Origin of the sequence: Microbacterium aurantiacum (assembly GCF_031625015.1) — a bacterium.
Classification (GTDB): Bacteria; Actinomycetota; Actinomycetes; order Actinomycetales; family Microbacteriaceae; genus Microbacterium; species Microbacterium aurantiacum.
Genome location: NZ_JAHWXH010000001.1, coordinates 146,869 through 168,242, shown reverse-complemented (window position 1 = coordinate 168,242; position 21,374 = coordinate 146,869). Strand labels below are relative to the sequence as shown.

The following is a 21,374-nucleotide window of genomic DNA, read 5'->3' as shown; positions in this document are numbered from 1 at the left end:
TGCCCGGAGGATCGCGTCGGTTCCCCTGGGGTTTTCCTGCGGCCGCCCCGGGGTGCGGATTCCGCCACTAGCATTCCCTCATGCGGGCGGTCGTCGTCGGGTCCGGATTCGGTGGTCTTGCCGCCGCCATCCGGCTGTCCGCCGCGGGTCACGACGTGACGATCCTCGAGAAGCGCGACCGCATCGGCGGAAGGGCGTACCAGTACGAGCTCGAAGGCTTCCGGTTCGACGCCGGACCGACGGTGCTCACCGCGCCGTTCATGTTCGAGGAGCTGTTCGCGCTCGCGGGGGAGACCCTCGCCGACCACGTGACCCTCGTGCCGCTCGATCCCTTCTACCGGGCTTTCGACGGTGACGGTGCGCCGTTCGACTTCCACGCCGACGACGACGCGCTCCAGGCCGAGGTGGCTCGCCGCAGCCCGCGCGATGCCGCCGGATTCCGGAGGCTCCAGGAGCACATCCGCCGGATCTTCGACGTGTTCTACCCGTACACGGAGCGGCCGCTGATGCAGCTGCGCGCCATGGTCCGGATGCTGCCGTACCTCCTCCGCCACGGCGCCGCGCTCGGGGTGCGGCGCGTGGTCGACCGCTGCATCCGCGACCCGTTCCTCCGCCGCACGCTCTCCTTCCACCCGCTCCTGATCGGCGGCGACCCGGCATCCACTCCGGCGCTGTACGAACTCATCGCCGAGTTCGAACGCCGCTGGGGCGTGCACTACGCCGTCGGGGGGACCGGCGCGCTCGTCGACGCCCTCGGAGACCTCTTCACCCGCCTCGGCGGCACGATCGTCTGCGACGTCGACGTCGAGCGTATCCTCGTCGACGACGGTGCGGTGCGGGGTGTCCGCGCGCGGGACGGGCGGGAATGGGAGGCGGATGTCGTCGTCTCCAACGCCGACCCGGGTTACACCTATGGTGAGCTGCTGCAGAAGGCGCCGGCCTCGGCCGCGCGTCGCCCGTCGTCGCGTCGCCCCGTCGAGCCGAGCATGTCGCTGCACGTCCTCTACTTCGGCGCCGATCGCACGTGGCCCGCGTCGCCGCTCCACCACCACAACCTGCTCTTCCGCGGCGATCCCGACCGGGCACTCCGGCGGGTGTTCGGTCGCTCGGGCAGCGGCCGCCGCGCGGCCCCCGACGCCACCGACGACCTTTTCCTCTACGTCCACGTCCCGACGCGCACCGACGCGAGCATCGCCCCGCCCGGGTGCGAGGCGCTCTACGTGCTCGTCGCGTCGCCGCCGCTCCCGTCCCGACCCGAGGGTCCGGATGTCGCCGCCGCCGTCGACGCCCGGGTCCGCGACCGCGTGCTCGACGTGCTCGAGGCCGGCTACCTCCCGGGCTTGCGTGACCATCTCGTCGTCGAACACGCCATCGGCCCCGAGCACTTCCGCGACGTCTTGAACACCCCGCGCGGGGCGGCGTTCTCCCTGCGGCCGACGCTGTTCCAGTCCGGATGGTTCCGACCGCACAACCGCTCGCCGAAGGTGGACGGTCTGTATCTCGTCGGCGCGGGCACCCACCCGGGCGCCGGCGTCCCCGCGGTCCTCGCCTCCGGCAAGATCGCCGCGACCCTCATCGCCGAGCGCACGGGCGCGGGCACCTCCGCCCGTTCGGCCCGATCCGCTCGGAGCGCCTCGTGACCACCCCGGATTTCCTCACCCACGGTTTCGGCGACAGCCCCGAGGTCGAGCTCGACGACGTGCCCGTGCGCGGCATCCTGCCGGACTGGCTCGAGGGCACGCTGCTGCGCAACGGACCCGGAACGTTCCAGGTGGGGGAGCGCCGCTACCGGCACTGGTTCGACGGACTCGCGATGCTGCACCGCTTCACCCTCCAGGGCGGCCGCGTGTCGTACGCGAACCGGTTCCTCGAGACGAAGGCCTACTCCGCCGCCCGCGACGACGGACGCATCGCGTACCCCGAGTTCGCCACCGACCCGTGCCGGTCGCTCTTCGCCCGCGCGATGGCGGTGTTCGACCCGCAGGTCACCGACAGCGCCAAGGTCAACATCACCCGCCTCGCCGAGCGCTACCTGGCGCTGGCGGAGACGCCGGTGCAGGTGGAGTTCGACCCGCAGACCCTGAAGACCGTCGGTGTCGACAGCTGGGACACCTCCACCTTCGGGCGGATGACGACGGTGCACCCCCACGTCGATGGCGACCGCGGCGAAGCCGTGAACCTCGTGGTCCGCTACGGCGCCTCCAGCCAATACGTCTTCCGTCAGGTGGACCTCGCCGAGGGCGGGGCGCTGGAGGGCACCGATCTCGCCACCCGGCGGGTCGCCAAGCCGTCGTACATCCACTCGTTCGGGATGTCGGGGCGCTACCTGGTGCTGGCGGAATTCCCGCTCGTGGTCAACCCGATCTCGCTCCTGCTGTGGCTCCGTCCCTACATCGAGAACTTCCGGTGGGAGCCCCGCCGCGGCGCCCGCTTCCACCTGTTCGACCGCGAGACGGGCGCGCACGTGCGGACCCTGCGTGCCCCGGCGTTCTTCGCGTTCCACCACGTCAACGCGTACGACGACGGCGACGACGTGGTCGTCGACCTCGTGGGCTACGACGATGCCGACATCATCGGCGCGTTCTACCTCCACCGCCTGGAGGAGCCGGATGCGCGGATCCCGCCGGGGACGCTCCGTCGGTTCCGCCTTCCCGTGCGAGGGGGCGACGGCACCGTGACCGGCGAGGAGCTCTCGCCCACGGGGATCGAGCTGCCGAGCCTCGACTACGACCGGATGAACACCCGCCCCGACCAGCGCTACGTCTACGGCGTGGGCCTGAGCGGGGAGCGCGGGTTCTACGACCGGCTCGTCAAGATCGACACCGGTGCCGCCGACGGGAGTGGCCGGTCGACGAAGATCTGGTCAGAGCCCGGATGCTACCCGGGGGAGGGCGTGTTCGCGGGCCGCCCCGGACGCGAGCGCGAAGACGACGGCGTCGTGCTCTCGGTCGTCCTGGACTCCGAGCGCGGCACCTCCTTCCTCCTGGTGCTCGACGCCGAGGGTTTCACCGAGATCGCCCGCGCGGAGCTGCCGCACCCGGTGCTCCTCGGGTACCACGGGCGCTACGACACGAGCGCCTGAGTGCCGGCGCGACGCACGCGCCTCAGAGCATCAGCAGCCCGCGGGCCAGCAGCCACAGTGTGAATCCCAGCGAGGCGACCGCCGACGCGGTGACCGCGATCCGGTGCGCTCGGGTGCCCTCCTCGAGGATCCACGCGCGCACGACGAGCACCGCCAAGAGGATGCCCGCGCCCGCGGCGACGAAGGGGATGAGCAGGACCGGCCAGACCGCCGGAGGGAGGCCGAAGGCGAGGGCGAGCGGGTCCGCGTTCGCGGCGATCAGGGCGAGGATGCCGGCGTACAGGAGGTTCCCGCCGGCCGCCGCGCTCGCGGCGAGGATGGTCCCCGGAGGGGCGTCGCCCGACCGGCGTGCGGCGCCGCGGAGGACGTACAGGGCGGCGTAGACCAGCGTCCCGACGCTCGCGAGGAGGGCGGCGCCGAGGATCGCCAGCGGCAGCGGCGCGCGCTGCTGCACGAGGTCGCGATCGGCCCGGAACAGCGCCGTCGTCGGATCGATCTGCGCGGTGGTGAGGAAGGCGGGCGGCCGCAGCGACACGGTGCACTCCGCATCCGGCACCTCGGCGGGGTCCCGGAGGAAATCCGCGGCCACGCGGGCGGCGCAGCTGCGGGCCAGGGAGTCCGCGCGCGTTCCGGATCCGGTGAGGATGCCGTGCCCGGCGTGGGGGACGCGCACGACCGTTCCGCGCTCGAGGCCCTCCGCCGCGGCATCCGACCAGGCGGGTGCCGCGACGGAGTCGTACGTGCCGGTCAGAAGGAGCGTCGGGATGCCGCTCGTCACCCGCTCCGCTTCGCTGCCGTCCCGTGCGGGGACACCCCAGGCCTCGCACTCGGCCGTGAGGGCAAGCCCCTCGGCGGCGGTGAACGGCACCTGCTCGGCGCAGACACGCGTGAGGCCGAGCCCGGCGCCGGTGACCGTCAGGGCGTCCAGCCGACGCTGCAGGAGCGGGACGATCGCCTCGGCGTTGCCGGAGGCGAGCTGGTCGATGACGAACGGCACCGCCCGGACCGTCGCCGCGTCGGCGGTGGCCCATGCGAGCGTCCGTGCGACCTCGGCCTCATCGAGGACGACGTCCAGGCGTCCGCCGTCCCCGGGGGAGACGGCGGTGACGGTGGCGGGGTCGGATGCGGCGCTCGAGAGCACCGAGGTCAGCGCCGCCTCCAGACCGGGAGCGCGTTCGCGGCACTCCGGTTCGGCGCCGCAGGCCTCGATGACGCTGCTCGCGGCGGCGCGGAAGGCCGTGGATTCTTCGGCCAGGGCGTCGACCCCGGGCGGCACGGTGCCGTCGAGGACGACGGAGCGGAGTCCGTCCGGGGCGAAACGCATCGTCGACAGCGCCAGACGCGTCGCCCGGTCGGACGCGAAGAGGTTCCAGCGGTCGTAGCCGAGGGTCGCCCGCAGCTCCGCGAGATCGTCCACCATCGCGCGCGTCGAGTACGCCGCGATGTCGATCCCCTCCTCCGTCAGGCGCTCACGGCACGCGGTGATCTCCGCGATCCGCTGCGGCGTCGCCTCGGCTCCGGTGAGCAGACGGCCGTCCTCGACCACCAGGCCGCGCCCGATCTCGGGGCAGTCCAGGGTCGGACGTGACAGCTCGGTGCCGCGGTGCCCCACGAGGATGACGTCGCGGTCGCCGGTCCACCCCGCGCCGGTGAAGGTCCGGAGCGCCTGGGCGAAGGCATCGGCATCGCCGAGGACGGGCACGACCAGCGGGTCGTCCGACGGCGACTCGCTCACGCTGTCGATGACAATGATCGGCAGCGCGACGGTGTTCTCCGGGTCGCCGGCACCCCGTTCGGGCACGGTCAGGACGCCGCACGTGAGGCGTGCGCCCTGCCCGTTCGGGACGGGCACCGGGCAGCGGACCTCGTCGAGCTCCTCCGTGACGGCGGTGGGTGCGGCGACCGTCTCGGCGGCCGGTGTCGCCGCGGCCGCGGATGCCGCGGGCGCGCCACCGAGGACCAGAAGGGTCAGAGCGACGGTGGTGCGCAGCAACGCGGCCATTCTGACACTCTAACCAGCGCCGGCCGCACCGAAGGACGCGGGCGGACGACGAGGGGGCCGCCCGGATGGACGACCCCCTCGTTCTCGCGACCCGAGGATCGCGAGGGATGTCAGTTGCTGCCGCGGATGATCGCGATCATGCGGAGGATCTCGACGTACAGCCAGACGACGGTGACCATGATGCCGAAGGCGCCGAGCCATGCGTACTGGCGCGGGGCGCGGTTGCGGACACCGCGCTGGATCATGTCGAAGTCGAGCACCAGCGAGTACGCGGCGAGGATCACGACGAAGACACCGATGATGAGGCCCAGCGGGATGCCCATGATCGAGGCGCTGTAGAGGCCGAAGGCCTGATCGGCGGGCAGGACGCCGGTCCACATGAGGACCAGGTTCAGCAGTGCGAAGACCATGTAGCCGATCATCGCGATCATGAAGATCTTCGTGGCCTTCTTCGACGCGCGGACCTTGCCGCTGGCGAAGAGGGCGAGGGTGACGCCGACCACCGCGAAGGTCGCGAGGGTCGCCTGCATGACGATGCCGGGGTAGAGGACCTCGAAGAACGCCGAGATGCCACCGATGAAGAGGCCCTCGAACGCGGCATACGCCCAGATGAGCGCGGGACGCACCTTCTTGCGCGAGGTGAAGATGACGACCATCGACAGGATGAAGCCGCCGGCGAGGCCGATGAGCCACGGGGCCATCGAGATCTGCTGCGCGGTGTCACCGGTGATCGTGAGGCCGCCGAGGGTCCAGACCCAGCCGACGGCGGCGGTGACGAGGAGGATCGCGAAGAGGCCGACCGTCTTCATGACGGTGTCCTCGACGGTCATCCGGTCGGTCTCGGTCGCACCGGCGGTGGGGGCGGCGTACATGCCCTCGAGGCGGGCGTTGGCCGCGGCATCCGTTCCCGCGCGCTGCGCGGTGGCGAACTGCGTGGGACCACCCAGGTTCGCCGCCTGCGCACCACCGGGATAGGTCTGCACGGCCTTCGGATCCTGGAACGCGGGGTTGTTGAACGCGGGGTTGTTGAGGGCCACTGCTCTCACACTCCAAAGTCGGGATTTTCTCACAGCGCTGTGCTGTGGATCCACGATATCCGAACGTCGCTCGGAACGCCTTTGTTCCCGCTGGGAGTGCGCTCGACGCGGCCCGCTCGCGGGTACTGTGTGACCGTGTCGCGACGATCCCGCCCGCTCGTCATCGGCCATCGGGGTGCCCCGGGGTACCGCCCCGAGCACTCGCGGTCCTCGTACGACCTCGCCCTCGCGATGGGGGTGGATGCCGTCGAGCCCGACGTCGTGGTCACGCGCGACGGGGCGCTGGTGGTCCGGCACGAGAACGAGATCTCCGGGACCACCGATGTCGCCGACCGGCCCGAGTTCGCCGACCGTCGCACGCGCAAGCGCGTGGACGGGGAGGAGCTCGAGGGGTGGTTCACCGAGGACTTCACCGCCGCCGAGCTGCAGAGCCTTCGGTGCCGTGAGCGGATCCCCGGCATCCGTTCCACCAGCGCGACCTTCGACGACACCCAGCCGGTGCTGCTCCTGCGCGACGTCCTCGACCTGGTGCGGCGCGGGTCGCTCGAGGCGGGGCGCGAGATCGGCGTGGTGCTCGAGATCAAGCACCCCACGTACTTCGCCGCCCTCGGATGGGACGTCGCGCGTCTCGTGGCCGACGAGCTGCACGCGGCGGGATGGGGAGCGGGGCAGCTGCCGCTCACGATCGAGTCGTTCGAATCGACCGTGCTCGCCGACCTCCGCGCCCGCGCGGTGTCGGCCACCTACATCTACCTCCTCGAGGCGTCGGGGAGTCCGTTCGATCTCGTCGCCGCGCAGGGGAAGGCGGCGCCCACCTACGCGCAGACAGCGGCGCCCTCCGGTCTCGACGCCCTCGTCGGCACCGTCGACGGCATCAGCGTCGACAAGCGCATGATCCTCGCGCCCGACCGGCTCGGTCGCGCGACGGGACCGTCGCCGATCGTCGCCGACGCCCACGTACGGGGCCTCCGCGTCTTCACGTGGACGGCGCGGTGCGAGAACGCCTTCCTGATCCCGCAGTTCCGCACGCGCGGCGGCAAGGCCGCGTTCGGCGACTGGGAGGGGGAGTGGGCGCTGCTGGCGGCATCCGGCATCGACGGGGTCTTCGTCGACCACGCCGATCTCGGAGTGCGATTCTTCGGCGCGGACGCCGACGACGGCGAGGACCGCCGCCTAGGGTGAGCGCATGACCAGCGCCGGAATCGTCGAGAGTCCCGTCGCCGAGGGGATCGTCGTGACGGGGGTGCGCCGGTCCTTCGGATCGGTGCACGCCGTTCAGGACGTCACCCTGCACGCCCGACCGGGAGCCGTGACCGGCCTCGTCGGCCCGAACGGCTCGGGGAAGACGACGCTCCTGCTGATGCTCGCCTCGCTCCTGGCCCCCGACGCGGGCGAGATCCGGCTCGATGGCGTCGATCCGATCGCCGACCCGCACGCCGCGCGCGCTCGCACCGGGTGGATGCCGGACGCACTCGGTGCGTGGGGGACCCTCACCGCCCGCGAGACGCTGGTGATGACCGGGCGCCTCTACGGACTCACGAAGACGGATGCCGCGACCCGCGCCGAGGTGCTCCTGCGCGAGGTGGGGCTCGTCCCGCTCGCCGACGCCCCCGCGCGCGTGTTCTCCCGCGGGCAGAAGCAGCGCCTGGGCCTCGCTCGCGCGCTCGTGCACGACCCGCGGATCCTCCTCCTCGACGAACCGGCCTCGGGCCTGGACCCCCAGGCGCGGGTGGAGCTGCGCGTGCTCCTGCGCCGCATGGCCGCCGAGGGGCGGACGATCCTGGTCTCCAGCCACATCCTGTCCGAGCTCGAGGAAGTCGTCGACGACGCCGTGTTCCTCGTTGAGGGGCGGAGCGTCGACGCCGACCGCGTCGCGGCCGCATCCGCCCGCACACGGCCCTGGCGTCTCCGGATCGCCGGGGATGCCGCCGGTGCCGAGGCCGCCGCGGCGAACAGTGTCGCCTGGATCGCCGACGTCCTCGGACGCGACCCGGAGACGATCACGGTCGACCGGCGGGATCTCCTCGTCCCCTTCGCGTCGGAGTCCGAGGCCGCCGCGGCCCTTCGCACCCTCGTCTCCGCCGACGTCCCCGTCGTGGAGTTCGCCGCCGCGCAGGGAAGCCTCGAGCGCACCTTCCTCGACCTCGGGACCACGAGCGACGAGGCGCAGCGGACCAAACCGGTCGGGGACTCCGGCACGGACGGAGAGACGGCATGAACGCGCAGCGACTCGGCACGATCGTCCGCCTCGAGCTGATGCAGCGGACGCGGAGCGTCGCCTGGTACGTACTGCTCGGCGTCTTCGCCCTCGTGCTCGTGCTCGTGACGGCGCTGTCGTTCCTCGCGTGGGGCGTCGTGCCGCGGGACGCCGGGTCCGGGGTCTTCTCGACCATCGTCTACATCACGCTGCTGCTGGTGGTGCTCGTCTCACCGACCCTCAGCGGCAATGCGATCAACGGCGACCGGGAGGCCGCGACGCTCGCGCCGGTGCAGGTGACCCTCGCCACGACCGGCGAGATCCTGATGGGGAAGTTCCTCACCGCCTGGATCACGGGACTCGCGTTCGTGGCGGTCTCGATCCCGTTCCTCCTCATCGCCACCCTGGCCGGCGGCACGTCGGCGGCGACGATGCTGGTGGCGCTCGCCGTCCTCATCGTCGAGATCGGCGTCGTCGCGGCGATCGGGGTGGCCGTGAGCGGCATCCTGGCGCGTCCGCTCTTCTCGGTGGCGACGACCTATCTCGTCGTCGCTGCCCTGGTGATCGGCACGCTCGTCGCCTTCCTCCTCGTCGGCGCCTCCGTCCGGACCGAGGTGACGAACTCTTACCGCTCCTTCGAGTACACCTCGGTGGATCCGGACGGCATCCCGCCGTGCTTCCCCGGGGAGAGCTCGTCGCCGGGCTACCCGTGCGACGAGGAGGCGGAGATCACCTGCGGACCCTGGCAGACGAGCACGTACGAGGCCCCGCGCTTCGACACGGTGTGGTGGATGCTGTCGGCGAACCCCTTCGTGATCCTCGCCGACGCCACCCCCACGACGTTCGACGCGTCGGGGTACCCGGTCGACCTGTTCGGGCAGATCAAGCTCGGCATCCGCTCCGCTCAGCAGACGCCCGAGACCGAGACGGGCTGGGACGACTGTGCGCCGCCGGCTCCGACCGACCAGCAGACGCCGGAGCAGATCATCGCCGGGTCGACCCCGAGCTGGTTCGTCGGCCTCGCGCTGCAGATCGCGCTCGCGGCTTTGCTGCTGTGGTGGGTGTGGCGCCGCACCGACACACCCGCGCGCCGTCTGCCGCCCGGCACGCGCATCGCCTGACGCGAGCGGTGCGCGCGTGGCCACTCGTCTTCTCCTCATCGCCGACACCCACATCCCGGCGCGGGCGCGCTCCCTCCCGGATGCGGTGCGGAGGGCCGCGGATGCCGCCGACCTCATCGTCCACGCCGGCGACTGGGTCAGAGAGTCCGTGCTCGACGACCTCGCGCAGCACGGCGAGGTCCTCGGGGTCTGGGGCAACAACGACGGTCCGGATCTCCGTGCCCGGCTCCCCGAGATCGCCCGTCGCGACATCGAGGGTGTGCGGATCGCGGTCGTGCACGAGACCGGCGCAGCGTCGGGGCGGGAGGCGCGGATGGACGCCGCCTTCCCCGACGCCGACGTCCTGGTGTTCGGTCATTCGCACATCCCGTGGGACTCGCGAACGCCCGCCGGCCTCCGGCTGCTGAACCCCGGTTCGCCCACCGATCGCCGCAGGCAGCCGGAGTGCACGATCATGACCGCGGTGGCGGATGCCGGCGTCCTGCGCGACGTGACGCTCATCCCCGTCTCCCGTGAGGCGACGGGGGGATGAGCGTCGACGACGAACGCTGGCTCGTCGTGAACGGCCGCCGTTGGCGCCGCACCGACCCCGAGCTCGCCGAGGAGACCGTGCGTGCGCTCACCTCCCACCTCGGTCGCGGGCGGTCCGGAGTGCGCGCGGCGAAGTCCGCCGGCGACGACGATGCCGTCGCTCTCGCCCGCCGACGGGTGGGGCTCGCGAAGCACGGTCTGGGCGAGCGCGGCGACCCATGGTGGGAGATGACGCTCGCGGACCGCCGCCGGCGCGCCGAGGATGCGCTCGCCGAGCTCGACGCCGCGGACTGACCCGCGCTCAGCGGTGCGCGTGCGCGGCGCGCTGACCACGAGCAGCGCCGATCAGGACCCAGACCAGCATCCACGCCGCCGTCCCGAGCACGACCACGACGGTCGTCGGCAACGCCACCCCGGACGGGAGCGGCGCGGCGACGATGGCGACGAGTACGGCGGCGCCGATGAGTGTGCCCCATCCTGCGATCTCATTCGCCGAAGCGGATGCCCTCTGCGCGGCGTACCACGCGGCATCCGACGACAGCGTCAGCGCCGTCCGGATGCCGGCGATCTGATTGCGCGGCAGGCGACCGTCGCGGCTCCGGCGCGCCAGGATGACGAGCGCCACACCTGCGGCTCCGAGACCCACGACGGTGACGAGCATCGCCCAGAGGGGAGTCGTCGGATCTGTCACGGCTCCAGCCTAAGAGCATGTGCGCATGGTGACGAGCCTGTGTCGACGCGACGGCGGGAGTCGAACCCGCAACACCGCCGGGTATGAGCCGGGGTCCGGGACCACCCGGATCGCCGCGATGTCCTCCACGCTAACCCGGGTCGCCGACGGTGGCCAGGGGGTCGCGGTCGGCGCGTCATCCGTCGTCACGATCGGTCACGGGACGTCACGCGGACGACGTCGGCCGCTCAGCGTCGCGAGGCGAGGTGCGCGCGCAGGTGCTCCACGACGAGGGCGTGGTCGTCGGCCTGGGGGAGGCCGGAGACGCCGACGGTGCCGACCATGCCGACGCCGGCGATGAGGATCGGGAAGACCCCGCCCGCCGCGGCGAAGACGCTCGGGTCCAGTCGCGAGTGCGTGTCGAAGTCCTGATCCCGGCTGCGGAAGAGCATGCCCACGCCGTACGACGACCGCCCGTACCTCCGGGCGACCCGGGCTTTCCGCTCGAGCCATTCGTCGTTGTCGGACGACGAGCCGGGGAGTGCGGTGTGGAACACCCGCGCCTCGCCGAGGGAGATCCCGATCACGACGGGAAGTCCGCGTTCCCGGGCGCTCTCCCGGAGGGCGGAACCGAGGATCCAGGCATCCTCCAGATCGAAGCGGGGGAAGACGAGCTCGCGCTCCTCCTCGTCGATGAGGGACAGGATCGTGGCGGCCTCGAACATACGCCGAATCTAGCGCTGTTGCCGAACCGTTGCGGTCCGGATCGTCTCCCCGGTCAACGCACAGGTTCGATCGGAGTAGCTTTGACCCATGGCGCGGGCGACACAGCGGATCATCCTCGCTGTCGCCACTGCCGGTTTCCTCCTCGGCGTGGGCCTGTTCCTCGGTGTCCTCGCGGCGGGCGCGTTCGCGCCGACCGTGTCTGAGCCCGTGGGTCTGCGCGACCCCGAGCGCAACACGCTCATGGCCTGGTTCGCCCGCGGCGTGCTCGTGCTCGCCCTCGCCTGGGTCGTCATCGGCATGCTCGCCGCCCGCACGCGGCTCGTCGCGCGCCCCGGTGCGGCGGCCGCCCGAGCCTCGTGGCTCGCAGCGACCCGACCGTGGCGGGCGCGGGAGTCGACGCTCGGCATGCTCGAGCTCGACCGCTGGCTGATGTTCGCCGTGCCGCTGGCGCTCCTCATCGGCACGCGGCTCATCGAAGCGTCCTTCGTGCTCTGGATGCCGCTCGTCCTCACCGCCGCGGCCCTGATCCCCTTCGCCGTGGTGCTGCGACTGTTCATCTGGCGGCGCTCCCCGTGGCCGGCCATCGCGGCGGCGGGCGGCGTGGTCGTCCTCCAGTGCGTGGTCGAGCTCGCCGTGATCGCCGTCGCCGGACCGGAGGTCGCGTGGACGGTCGTGTGGGCCGCGCCCGCGACCTCGACCCTGGTCGTCGCCGTGGGCGTTGCGCTGTTCGGGTGGCTGTTCATCGCCACCGGGTGGGCGATCGAGGTGCAGATCGGCGCGCGCCGCGCGGCCGGCGCCGTCCTCGCGGCGTTCGGCGCGGGCCTCGCCGTGCCGGCCGTGATCCTCGGATTCGTCGGCATCCGCTTCGCCGCCGCCACCGCGGCCGACGTCGAGCTCCTCCCCGCCGGGCTTGCCCGCGTCCTCGACGCGATCGCCCTGCTCCCCGGCGGTGCGCCCTGGATTGCGGCGGGTGCCGCCGTCGTGACGGCCGCGGTCGGCGTGCTGCTCGCACGGATGCCGGAGCCGGAGCGCCTCCCCGTCCCGTGAGGTCCGGACCGCCGGCGCTCGCCGACGTCAGCGCGCGGTGAGGGTGCGGTCGAACGCGCCGCGGCGGGTCGAGACGATGTCTTTGCCGAGCGGCATGAGGGACACCGGGACGAGTTTGAAGTCGGCGATCCCGAGCGGGATGCCGATGATCGTGATGCACAGGGCGATCCCCGAGATGATGTGGCCGAGCGCGAGCCACCATCCGGCCAGGATGACCCAGACGACGTTGCCCAGGAAGGACCCGACGCCCGCGGTCGGCTTGGAGACGACCTCGCGGCCGAACGGCCACAGTGCGTACAGGCCGACCCGGAACGAGGCGATGCCCCAAGGGATGGTGACGATGAGGATGCACAGGAGCACCCCCGCGACCATGTAGCCGACGAAGAGCCAGAAACCGGCGAAGATCAGCCAGATGATGTTCAGGAGGGTGCGCACGCGCTCATTGTGCCAGGCGCTCCCGACACCCGGCTGGGTGCCCGTGGGGCGTCAGTACTTCTCGAGCGGGTCGTACTCGTCCAGGGCGAAGCAGGCGCTGAAGCCCGAGATCTGCAGGACCGTGTTGCCCTCGAGGGCGGCGATGCCGATCGAGAGTCCGTCCTCGTGGGCGAGATCGAGCGTGGGTGCCCCGCCGGACGTCGCACCCCGCTCGGGGGTCCAGCCCCCCTTCGCGGCCCACTCGTCGGCGATCCCGTCGAGCACGGCATCCGTGTCGGTGTCCGGGGCGATCGACACCGTCATCGCGCCGGGCCAGATGAACCGCTCCGGATCGGTGTCGCACGGCAGCAGGGTGGCCGTCTCGACGGTCCCGAGATCCTCGAGCGCGACATCCGCGGGAATCGACGACCGCAGGTCCGCCTGCGCCGCCAGGTACTCGGACTTCGCTTCATCGAGGGTCATGGATGTGCCTTCCGTGGGCTGCTGACAGGCGGTCAGCGTCGCGATCAGCACGGCCGCCGCCGCGACGAGGGTCACCCGCCTATTCATGGATCTCCCTGTAGAGGTCGCGGAGGACCTCGCTGTTGCGCCGCGGCCCCTCGTCCACCCGCACGTGGTTGTCGAGCTCGTTCTGGATGCCGAGGAAGGTCGACGGAGCGTACTCGTGCTGTACGAACGCGGACGATTCCTGCGGGGTGTCGTAGAACGGGTTCAGGTAGTTGATGGCGTCGAATCCGTACTGGTGATGAGCGTAATCCGTGCCCTCGCGTGCGCTCCACCCGTCCTGGAGCCAGGACCCGGCGAGGGATTTCACCTGGTCGTACTCGGCTCCCGCGACTTCCGCGCTCGACAGGACGCTCATCCCGGCGCTGTGGGCGATGCCGACGCGGGTCGCCGAGGCGAGCTGCGCGTCGCTGCGCAGCCCGTCTTCGAACCGCGCGAGTTGAGCGCCCTCGTCCCTCGCGAAATCGCGGTTGGCGTTGCTGGTCTCCTGGAAGGGCAGGCCCCACGACGCCCACGGCCCGTCCGTGTACACGAAGGCGACGGAGCGACCGGTGGTGTCCTGCTCGACCAGGTACTGCGCGACGGACTGCACGCCGCCGGAGTAGTAGCTCGCCATGTCGGTGCCCGTTCCCGGGACGTACGTGATCGAGTAGGCCGCGCGTGACGGGTCTCCGATCATCTCGATGATCCGCTCCCGCCGCGGGTCGTAGAGGTAGAGCGACCGCTCGCCGGCGGCGACCCGTTCGAGATAGGCGATCTCGGCCTCCAGCGCCGCCCGCTCTGACGCGTTCGAACGCAGGGTGCGTCCCTGGTGGATGTAGGCGGGGGTGTCCTCGAGCTCGGCACGGGCCGCGGCGAGCCGCCGTGCGGCCGTCTCGCGATTGGCGGCCACCCGCGCGGGGGCGGGGATTCCGTTCAGGCCGCCCACCGCGAGGGATGCGCCGGTGATGAGCGCCGCGGCGAGCGCCGAGCCGGGGACGACGTCAGACTCCCACCACGCGGCCACCGCGGCCGGATCGGCGGTGCCGGCGGCGAGGACGTCGAGGTAGTCGGGGTGCGCGGCGAGGAGAGCGGCGACCGCGTCGGCGTCGGCATCCGTTCCGGCGGCGCGTACGAGCGCGTCGAGGATCGCCGCCGTCACCCGGTCGTCGAGAGTCGCGATGCCGGTCGGTCCGAGCGTCGACAGCGGCGCGGGAACGGATGCGGGCGGGAGGGAGGTGGTCGGGCCTGACACGGCGCCGAGGTCGCTTCGGCAGGTCTCAGCGGCGATGTCGAGCATCGCCGCAACGTGCTGGCAGCGCGCGCGGAGGTCATCGTTGTAGACCAGGTGCGACGGGTCGAACAGCAGGTGGCTCGGCAGATCCTCGCCGTCGGGCGCGAACTGTTCGCGCTGGGAGCGCTGGAAGGAGCGGAGCCCCGCGAGGAAGCCGGGGATCTCGCGGTGCAGCTGGTCGATCTCCCGTTTCTGCTGCTCCAGGATCTCGGCGTAGTCCTCGAGCGCGCGGGCGATCGCGGTGGCCGCGGTGGCCCATTCGGCGGCGGCGTCGTCGACCGGCGAGAGGCGCGCGACGGCGGTGGCGGTCTCCGGTGTCTCGTGCACCTCGACCAAGCCTCCCCAGCGGCGGACCGCGTCGCGACCGGCGTCCGCGACGCCGTCGACGGAGGCGCGGACGGCCGTCGCGGCGGCCGCGACGCTCGCGGGATCTGCCGGGAGGTCGGGGATCATGCTCACGCCGACCAGCGCGATCGTCGCGCCCGCGCTCATCGCAGCGACCTCTGCGGACCGGTGGACCCGAGTGGGCCGAAGCCGCGGCCGGGGAGCGGGGGCGCGGGGAGGGCGGCGGAGGCGGATGCCGTGTCCGCGGATCCGGTCGATGACGCCATCGTCTCGTCGGCGTCGATGTAGGTCACGAGGTTCGCGCCCACCGCGGACACACCCGCGTGCACGAGCGATGCGATCCGCGCGCCGTGCCCGTCCCACTCCTCCGCGAGGCCGGACATCGCGGACCCGGCGCCGTCGACGCCGGTCAGGGCGGAGGCGGCGTCCCGCAGTGCCTGCTCACAACCCTTCCGTGATCCCCAGGGTGGTGTCGGAGCCCGCGCCTACACTGGGACCGACATGACCGACGCCTCTGCGCCCGCGCCTCGCGCGGCATCCGCCCCTGTTCTCGTGGTCGGCGACGACCGTTCCCCGCGCACGGGGGGCGCCGCTCCCGGGAGCGGACCGCGACCCGACGACGACCTGCTCGAGGGGCTGAACCCGCAGCAGCGCGAGGCGGTCACCTACCGCGGACCCGCCCTGCTCATCGTCGCGGGTGCCGGGTCGGGCAAGACGAGCGTGCTGACGCGGCGTGTGGCGTCGCTCCTGCGCACCCGCGAGGCGTGGCCGAGCCAGATCCTCGCCATCACGTTCACGAACAAGGCCGCCGGCGAGATGCGCGAGCGCGTCGGGCAGCTGATCGGTGAGAGCGCGCGCGGCATGTGGATCTCGACGTTCCACTCGGCGTGCGTGCGGATCCTTCGTCGGGAAGCTGCCCAGTTCGGGTTCACCACGTCGTTCACCATCTACGACTCGGGCGACTCCCGCGCCCTCATCAAGCGGCTCGTGAAAGAGCACGAGGCCGACGCCTACGGGCTCACGCCGGCGGCGACGCAGGGGCGGATCTCCAAGCTCAAGAACGAACTGGCGGATGCCGAGTCCTACGCCCGGTCGGCGAACATGAGCGACCCCGCCGAGCGCGTGTTCGTCGAGGTCTTCAGCGCCTACCAGCGCGAACTGCAGCGCGCCAACGCCTTCGACTTCGACGACCTCATCGGGCAGACCGTGTTCCTGTTCCGTGCGTTCCCGCACGTCGCCGACGTCTACCGGCGGCGGTTCCGGCACATCATGGTGGACGAGTACCAGGACACCAACCACGCGCAGTACGCGCTCATCCACGAGCTGACGCGACCGGTGTCGAGCGGCGGCGGCGACGAGTATGCCGACAGCGGAATGATGATCTTCGACGCGCCGGCCGCCGATGCTCCCGAGCCCGCGTCGCTCACCGTGGTGGGTGACTCCGACCAGTCGATCTACGCCTTCCGCGGCGCCGACATCCGCAACATCGCCGAGTTCGAGAAGGACTACCCGGGCGCGAAGGTGGTGCTGCTCGAGCAGAACTACCGGTCGACGCAGAACATCCTCTCCGCCGCGAATGCCGTCATCAGCCACAACTTCGATCGGAAGGACAAGAAGCTCTGGACCGATGTGGGGGCGGGCGAGCCGATCGTCGGCTTCACCGGCTACTCGCAGCACGACGAGGCCCAGTTCATCGCCGACGAGATCGAGACGCTGCATCGCGCCGGGGTCGACTACAACCAGATCGCGGTGTTCTACCGGACGAACTCGCAGTCCCGCGCTCTGGAGGAGATCTTCATCCGCGCCGCGGTGCCCTACAAGATCATGGGCGGCACGAAGTTCTACGAGCGCGCCGAGATCAAGGACGCGCTGGCCTATCTCGTCGCGATCGCCAACCCCGCCGACGAGATGGCGCTGCGCCGCATCATCAACCGGCCGCGGCGCGGCATCGGCGACGTCACGATCGAGACCATCGCGCGCTACGCCCAGAGCGAGCAGATCACGTTCCGCGACGCACTCGCGAACGCCTCGGCGATCGGGGTCGGGCCCAAGATCCAGCAGGCGATCTCCCGACTGGATGCCGTGCTCGCCGAAGCGGCGGAGATCATGCTCCCGGCATCCGGTGAGCTGGCCCCGCCGACCGCCGTCGCGGAAGGACTGCAGCTGCTGCTGAACAAGAGCGGCTACTACGACGCCCTCCGCGCCAGCAAGGACCCGCAGGATGAGGCGCGCGTGGAGAACCTCGACGAGCTCGTCGCGGTGACGCGGGAGTTCGCGCGCAACAACCCCGAGGGGACGCTGCTGGACTTCCTCACCGAGGTCGCACTCGTCTCGGATGCCGACGACCTCGAGGACGCCTCGGGCTCGGTCTCGCTCATGACCCTGCACACCGCCAAGGGGCTGGAGTACGACGCGGTGTTCCTCACCGGCGTCGAGGAAGACCTCATCCCGCACCGGATCTCGGCGGGGGAGCCGGGTGGTCCCCAGGAGGAGCGACGCCTCTTCTACGTCGGCATCACGCGCGCCCGGAAGCGCCTGTACCTCTCGCTCGCGATGACCCGCGCGCAGTTCGGCGAGGTCACCGTGGCGATGCCGAGTCGGTTCCTCCAGGAGATCCCGTCGGATCTGCTGGAGTGGCGTCAGTCGCCCGGAGACGTCAACAGTCGGGGAGGAACGCAGTCGCGCGCACTCAATGCGCGCCGACCCGGCGGGGGCTCGGGCTTCGGGACCGGCCAACGCTACGGCGACGACCTGGTCCCGCTCGCGAAGCGCTCACCGTCGGGCTCGGGCGGATCGATCGACAAGTTCGCCAACCGGATCCCGGCCAAGGTGCGCGACAACGGCGACCTCGAGCTGGCGCAGGGCGACCGCATCCGTCACGACGACTTCGGCGAGGGCCGCGTGGACGCCGTCACCGGCGAGGGGGCCAAGCGCGTCGCGCACGTCCGGTTCGACGGCGCGGGCATGAAGAAGCTCCTCATCAAGATCGCCCCGATCACCAAGCTCTGACCCCGCCCCGGGCGCGGACAGGTGAACGGAGGGGGAACGGAACCGCGGGGACAGGACGGGACCGTTAGGCTCGAGCGATGGCTCTCTTCTCGCGCCGACCCAAAGACCCCACTCCCGACGACGACGCCGCCGTCCCGGCCGACGATGCCGTGACTGCGGACAGCGACGCGACCGGCGCGACGCCGTCCGGCGACGCCTCGGCGGAGGCACTCACGGCCGAGCCCGCGCCGTCGGTGTCGATCTCGATGACGTCGTTCGGGGGACTCGGCTCCGGCCCCGCGACTCCGCCGCCGGCAGCCCCTCCGGCCGCCCCCGAGGGAGCGACCAAGCGTGTGCTCGGGCCCGAGACGGCGCCCACCGAGGGCGTCGAATCCGTTCCCGGGCTGCGCGATAACATCCTCGTGCGCACGGCGCTGACCGACCTCAGCACGCCGCCCGCCGCCACCGAGCTGCTGCAGGTCGCGCGTCAGCTCATGCAGGGGCACCTCTTCCTGCGCGTGAAGGGCGACGCGCGCGCCATCCTGTCCGAGGGGCGCGAGATCCCGCTCGCCGTCGCGACCGTCGGAGAGCGCCGATTCGTCATGGCCTATTCGTCGGGCGCCGCGCTGCAGGCCAGCATCCAGGCCGACGGCGACGCCGAGACATCGGCTCTCGCGCAGCCCTCGCTCAGCATCCTCCGGCATGTGCTCGCGCAGGGCTACGACGGCCTCATCGTCGACAACTACTCCGCCCCCGCCCGCGCCGTGATCCCCGTCGAGCTCCTCACCAAGGCCCTCGAGACTCACGACGCGGATGCCGCGGTCAAGACGCTGCTGGCCGGTGCGCGCACCGACCAGACGCCGTCCGCCGTCGCCGACGCGCTCACCCGCGCGCCGCTGTGGGTTGCGGTCGGCCAGACCCCGGACGGACGCCCCGGCCTCGCGGAGGCGCGATCGGGCGAGGGCGAGCGGTTCCTCGAGCTCTTCTCGCACCCGCTCGAGCTCGCCGTGCTGCAGCGCAAGGACCGTGCGGCCCCCGTCACGGGCGCGCAGCTCGCCGCGGCCCTCCGCCGCGACACCCAGCTCGCCGGCGTCGTGATCGACCCGGCCGGCCCGTGGATCCGACTGCGACGCGACGACCTCGCCCCGGTGCTCGCGCTTCCGGACGAGACGCCCGCTCCCGGCTCGGCTGCGCCCGCCCCCGACGCCGGCTGAGGTGACGGCTCGGGCGCACCGCGTGGTCGATTCCGCGACGGGGCTGTGCCCGGCATCCGCACGTCCTAGGGTCGGACCATGGCGTCCGAGCGCATCACCCTGACCGTTGCGGGACCCCACGGCGACCGTGAGGTGGGACTCTCGAGCCCGAACCGCGTGCTGTGGCCCGCGCTCGCGATCACCAAACGCGAGCTGGCGGAGTACATCATCGCGGTGCAGGAGCCGTTCCTCGCCGCCAACGGCGACCGCCCGGTGTCGCTCGAGCGCTTCCCGGAGGGGATCGAGGGGGAGCGCTTCTACTCGAAGAACCCGCCGAAGGGCGCGCCGTCGTTCGTCGAGACGGTGACCGTGACCTACAACAGCGGGCGCCGGCACCCGCAGCTGGTCCTCACCGAGGCGGCCGCGGCGGTCTGGGCGGTGCAGATGAACACCGTCGTCTTCCACCCCTGGGCGTCCCGAGCCGCCGACACCGATGACCCGGTCGAGCTGCGCATCGACCTCGACCCGCAGCCGGGCACGAACTTCGCGGATGCCGCGCTGGTGGCGCCGGTGCTGCGCGACGTCCTCGCGGAGGCGGGGCTGACCGCGTTCGTGAAGACGAGCGGCAACCGGGGACTCCACGTGTTCTGTCCGATCGAGCCCACCCACGAGTTCCTCGACGTCCGTCACGCGGTGATCGCCGCCGGACGCGAGGTCGAGCGCCGGATGCCGGACCGCGTGACCACCGCGTGGTGGAAGGAGGAGCGGGGGGAGCGCGTCTTCATCGATTTCAACCAGGCCAACCGCGACCGCACGATGGCGGGTGCCTACAGTCCGCGGGCGCTGCCGGATGCGCGCGTGTCCACGCCGCTGGAGTGGGACGAGCTCGCCGACGTCGACCCCGCCGACTTCACCGTCCGCACGGTGCCGGGTCGCCTCGCCGAGCGCGGCGACCCGTGGGCGACGATGTTCGCGGCCCCCGGACGCATCGACACGCTCCTGGAGTGGTGGGAGCGCGACCTCGCCGACGGCCTCGGGGAACTGCCGTTCCCGCCCGAGTTCCCGAAGATGCCGGGGGAGCCGCCGCGGGTCCAGCCCTCGCGCGCCCGCACCCCGGATGCGGAGTGAGCTGACGGGCGCTCGGTGCCGTATCGGTCTCAGACCAGGACGTCGGCGAGGTCGTAGGCGGCCACGCTCTCGAGCTGGTCGTAGGTGCACGAGCGGGGGTCGCGATCGGGTCGCCACCGGTCGAACTGCACCGTGTGCCGGAACCGCCGCCCCTCGAGCTGGTCGTACCGCACCTCGAGCACCCGCTCCGGGCGCAGGCGCACGAACGACACGTCCTTCGAGCCACTGAAGCGGGAGCGGTCGGACTCGGCGGTCACCGCCGCGCCGTCGGCGTCTCGCTCGACCCACGGTTCGAGTTCGGTCACGAGCTCGCGTCGGCGCCGGTCGGTGAACGCGGACGCGCCGCCGACCGAGACCAGTTCGCCCGCGGCGTCGTACAGCCCGAGGAGGAGCGAGCCGACGCCGGAGCCCGAGCGATGGATGCGGTAGCCGAGGAGCACGACATCGGCGGTGCGGGCGTGCTTGACCTTGAACATCGCGCGCTTTCCGGGCGCGTAGGCGGAGGCCAGGGGCTTCGCGATGACACCGTCGAGGCCGGCGCCCTCGAACTCCCTCAGCCATCGTTCGGCGACGGACGGATCGTCGGTGGTCCGGGTGACGTGCACCGGGTGCGGGACATCCGAGAGCAGATCGACCAGCGCGGCGCGACGCTCGGCGAACGGATGCCTCGTGAGGTCGGCATCCTCCCGGGCGAGCAGGTCGAAGCCGATGAACATCGCCGGGGTCTCGGCGGCGAGCGTCGCGACCCGCGATGCGGCGGGGTGGATGCGCTGGCTGAGCGCCTCCCAGTCCAGACGCTGGGCTCCCGCCGGGCCCGTCGGCACCACGATCTCCCCGTCGATGAGGCACGGCGCCGGGAGGAGGTCTCGGAACGCCGCGACGAGCTCCGGAAAGTACCGTGTCAACGGCTTCGCGCCGCGGGATCCGATCTCGACGTCCGTGCCGTCCCACGACACGAGGGCGCGGAAGCCGTCCCACTTCGGTTCGAAGCTCAGCCCGCCCGCGGTCTTCGCCGGGTCCGGGACCGCCGGAACGGCCTTGGCGAGCATCGGCGGCGGGATGTCGTACGGCATCCCCTCATCCTGCCCGCGGTGT

General features: G+C 71.8%; 20 protein-coding genes and 1 tRNA gene. 11 read left to right on the top strand and 10 right to left on the bottom strand.

What is annotated here, in order from left to right; genetic code table 11:
- Positions 1-80: 80 nt before the first annotated feature.
- A complete protein-coding gene (crtI, locus tag KZC50_RS00760; protein WP_310890243.1) occupies positions 81-1,640 on the top strand; it encodes a phytoene desaturase family protein in 1,560 nt (519 codons plus the stop codon).
- Complete coding sequence (locus KZC50_RS00755; protein WP_310890242.1) at positions 1,637-3,082, top strand: carotenoid oxygenase family protein; 1,446 nt, start codon at positions 1,637-1,639, stop codon at positions 3,080-3,082. Before crtI ends, KZC50_RS00755 begins: the two co-directional genes overlap by 4 nt.
- Positions 3,083-3,104: 22 nt before the next feature.
- Here KZC50_RS00755 and KZC50_RS00750 read toward each other — a convergent pair whose 3' ends face one another.
- Positions 3,105-5,084 (bottom strand): alpha/beta hydrolase, encoded by a 1,980-nt coding sequence (locus tag KZC50_RS00750; protein WP_310890241.1) that lies wholly within the window; start codon positions 5,082-5,084, stop codon positions 3,105-3,107.
- Between the two features lie 110 nt (positions 5,085-5,194).
- Positions 5,195-6,121 carry a Bax inhibitor-1/YccA family protein gene (locus KZC50_RS00745; RefSeq protein WP_053548509.1) on the bottom strand — a complete coding sequence of 309 codons (927 nt, stop codon included), beginning with the start codon at positions 6,119-6,121 and terminating at the stop codon, positions 5,195-5,197.
- A gap of 135 nt (positions 6,122-6,256) precedes the next feature.
- On the opposite strand from KZC50_RS00745, the gene KZC50_RS00740 reads away from it, so the two are divergent.
- Genes KZC50_RS00740 through KZC50_RS00720 form a run of 5 tightly spaced genes read left to right on the top strand, consistent with a single transcriptional unit; the run spans position 6,257 to position 10,264 of the window.
- Positions 6,257-7,303, top strand: a complete 1,047-nt coding sequence (locus tag KZC50_RS00740) for a glycerophosphodiester phosphodiesterase family protein (RefSeq protein ID WP_310890240.1) — start codon at positions 6,257-6,259, stop codon at positions 7,301-7,303.
- Positions 7,304-7,307: 4 nt separating this feature from the next.
- Entirely contained in the window at positions 7,308-8,339 is a 1,032-nt protein-coding gene (locus tag KZC50_RS00735) for an ABC transporter ATP-binding protein (protein ID WP_310890239.1), read from the top strand.
- Positions 8,336-9,439: an ABC transporter permease gene (locus KZC50_RS00730; RefSeq protein ID WP_310890238.1), complete on the top strand. Its 1,104-nt coding sequence runs from the start codon at positions 8,336-8,338 to the stop codon at positions 9,437-9,439. Before KZC50_RS00735 ends, KZC50_RS00730 begins: the two co-directional genes overlap by 4 nt.
- Before the next feature lie 16 nt (positions 9,440-9,455).
- The gene (locus KZC50_RS00725) at positions 9,456-9,971 is read left to right on the top strand and encodes a metallophosphoesterase family protein (protein ID WP_310890237.1); all 516 of its coding nucleotides are present in this window, start codon (positions 9,456-9,458) and stop codon (positions 9,969-9,971) included.
- Complete coding sequence (locus tag KZC50_RS00720; RefSeq protein WP_310890236.1) at positions 9,968-10,264, top strand: biopolymer transporter Tol; 297 nt, start codon at positions 9,968-9,970, stop codon at positions 10,262-10,264. Before KZC50_RS00725 ends, KZC50_RS00720 begins: the two co-directional genes overlap by 4 nt.
- Positions 10,265-10,271: 7 nt before the next feature.
- Here the strand turns inward: KZC50_RS00720 and KZC50_RS00715 are convergent, their stop codons facing one another.
- The 3 genes from KZC50_RS00715 to KZC50_RS00705 form a co-directional block, all read right to left on the bottom strand.
- Positions 10,272-10,661, bottom strand: a complete 390-nt coding sequence (locus tag KZC50_RS00715) for an SdpI family protein (protein WP_310890235.1) — start codon at positions 10,659-10,661, stop codon at positions 10,272-10,274.
- A 45-nt stretch (positions 10,662-10,706) separates the two neighbouring features.
- Positions 10,707-10,779 (bottom strand) — tRNA-Met (locus tag KZC50_RS00710).
- Positions 10,780-10,888: 109 nt separating this feature from the next.
- Positions 10,889-11,365 carry a heme-degrading domain-containing protein gene (locus tag KZC50_RS00705; protein ID WP_310890234.1) on the bottom strand — a complete coding sequence of 159 codons (477 nt, stop codon included), beginning with the start codon at positions 11,363-11,365 and terminating at the stop codon, positions 10,889-10,891.
- Between the two features lie 88 nt (positions 11,366-11,453).
- On the opposite strand from KZC50_RS00705, the gene KZC50_RS00700 reads away from it, so the two are divergent.
- Positions 11,454-12,413, top strand: coding sequence for a hypothetical protein (locus KZC50_RS00700; protein ID WP_310890233.1), 960 nt, complete (start codon positions 11,454-11,456; stop codon positions 12,411-12,413).
- Between the two features lie 27 nt (positions 12,414-12,440).
- On the opposite strand, the gene KZC50_RS00695 is transcribed toward KZC50_RS00700, so the two are convergent.
- From KZC50_RS00695 to KZC50_RS00680, 4 genes are read right to left on the bottom strand one after another with little or no spacing between them, the layout of a single operon-like run.
- A complete protein-coding gene (locus KZC50_RS00695; RefSeq protein ID WP_053548498.1) occupies positions 12,441-12,848 on the bottom strand; it encodes a YccF domain-containing protein in 408 nt (135 codons plus the stop codon).
- Between the two features lie 51 nt (positions 12,849-12,899).
- Entirely contained in the window at positions 12,900-13,385 is a 486-nt protein-coding gene (locus KZC50_RS00690; RefSeq protein WP_310890232.1) for a hypothetical protein, read from the bottom strand.
- Between the two features lie 4 nt (positions 13,386-13,389).
- The gene (locus tag KZC50_RS00685; protein ID WP_310890231.1) at positions 13,390-15,117 is read right to left on the bottom strand and encodes a hypothetical protein; all 1,728 of its coding nucleotides are present in this window, start codon (positions 15,115-15,117) and stop codon (positions 13,390-13,392) included.
- On the bottom strand, positions 15,114-15,353 hold the full coding sequence (locus KZC50_RS00680) for a hypothetical protein (protein ID WP_310890230.1): 240 nt from the start codon (positions 15,351-15,353) through the stop codon (positions 15,114-15,116). The genes KZC50_RS00685 and KZC50_RS00680 overlap by 4 nt, the downstream gene beginning before the upstream one ends.
- 118 nt (positions 15,354-15,471) lie before the next feature.
- On the opposite strand from KZC50_RS00680, the gene KZC50_RS00675 reads away from it, so the two are divergent.
- From KZC50_RS00675 to ligD, 3 genes are all read left to right on the top strand, one after another.
- The gene (locus tag KZC50_RS00675; RefSeq protein ID WP_310890229.1) at positions 15,472-17,979 is read left to right on the top strand and encodes an ATP-dependent helicase; all 2,508 of its coding nucleotides are present in this window, start codon (positions 15,472-15,474) and stop codon (positions 17,977-17,979) included.
- Positions 17,980-18,056: 77 nt separating this feature from the next.
- Entirely contained in the window at positions 18,057-19,172 is a 1,116-nt protein-coding gene (locus tag KZC50_RS00670; protein WP_310890228.1) for an SseB family protein, read from the top strand.
- Positions 19,173-19,250: 78 nt separating this feature from the next.
- Complete coding sequence (gene ligD / locus KZC50_RS00665; RefSeq protein ID WP_310890227.1) at positions 19,251-20,279, top strand: non-homologous end-joining DNA ligase; 1,029 nt, start codon at positions 19,251-19,253, stop codon at positions 20,277-20,279.
- A gap of 29 nt (positions 20,280-20,308) precedes the next feature.
- On the opposite strand, the gene KZC50_RS00660 is transcribed toward ligD, so the two are convergent.
- Positions 20,309-21,352 (bottom strand): ATP-dependent DNA ligase, encoded by a 1,044-nt coding sequence (locus KZC50_RS00660; protein WP_310890226.1) that lies wholly within the window; start codon positions 21,350-21,352, stop codon positions 20,309-20,311.
- Positions 21,353-21,374: the final 22 nt, after the last annotated feature.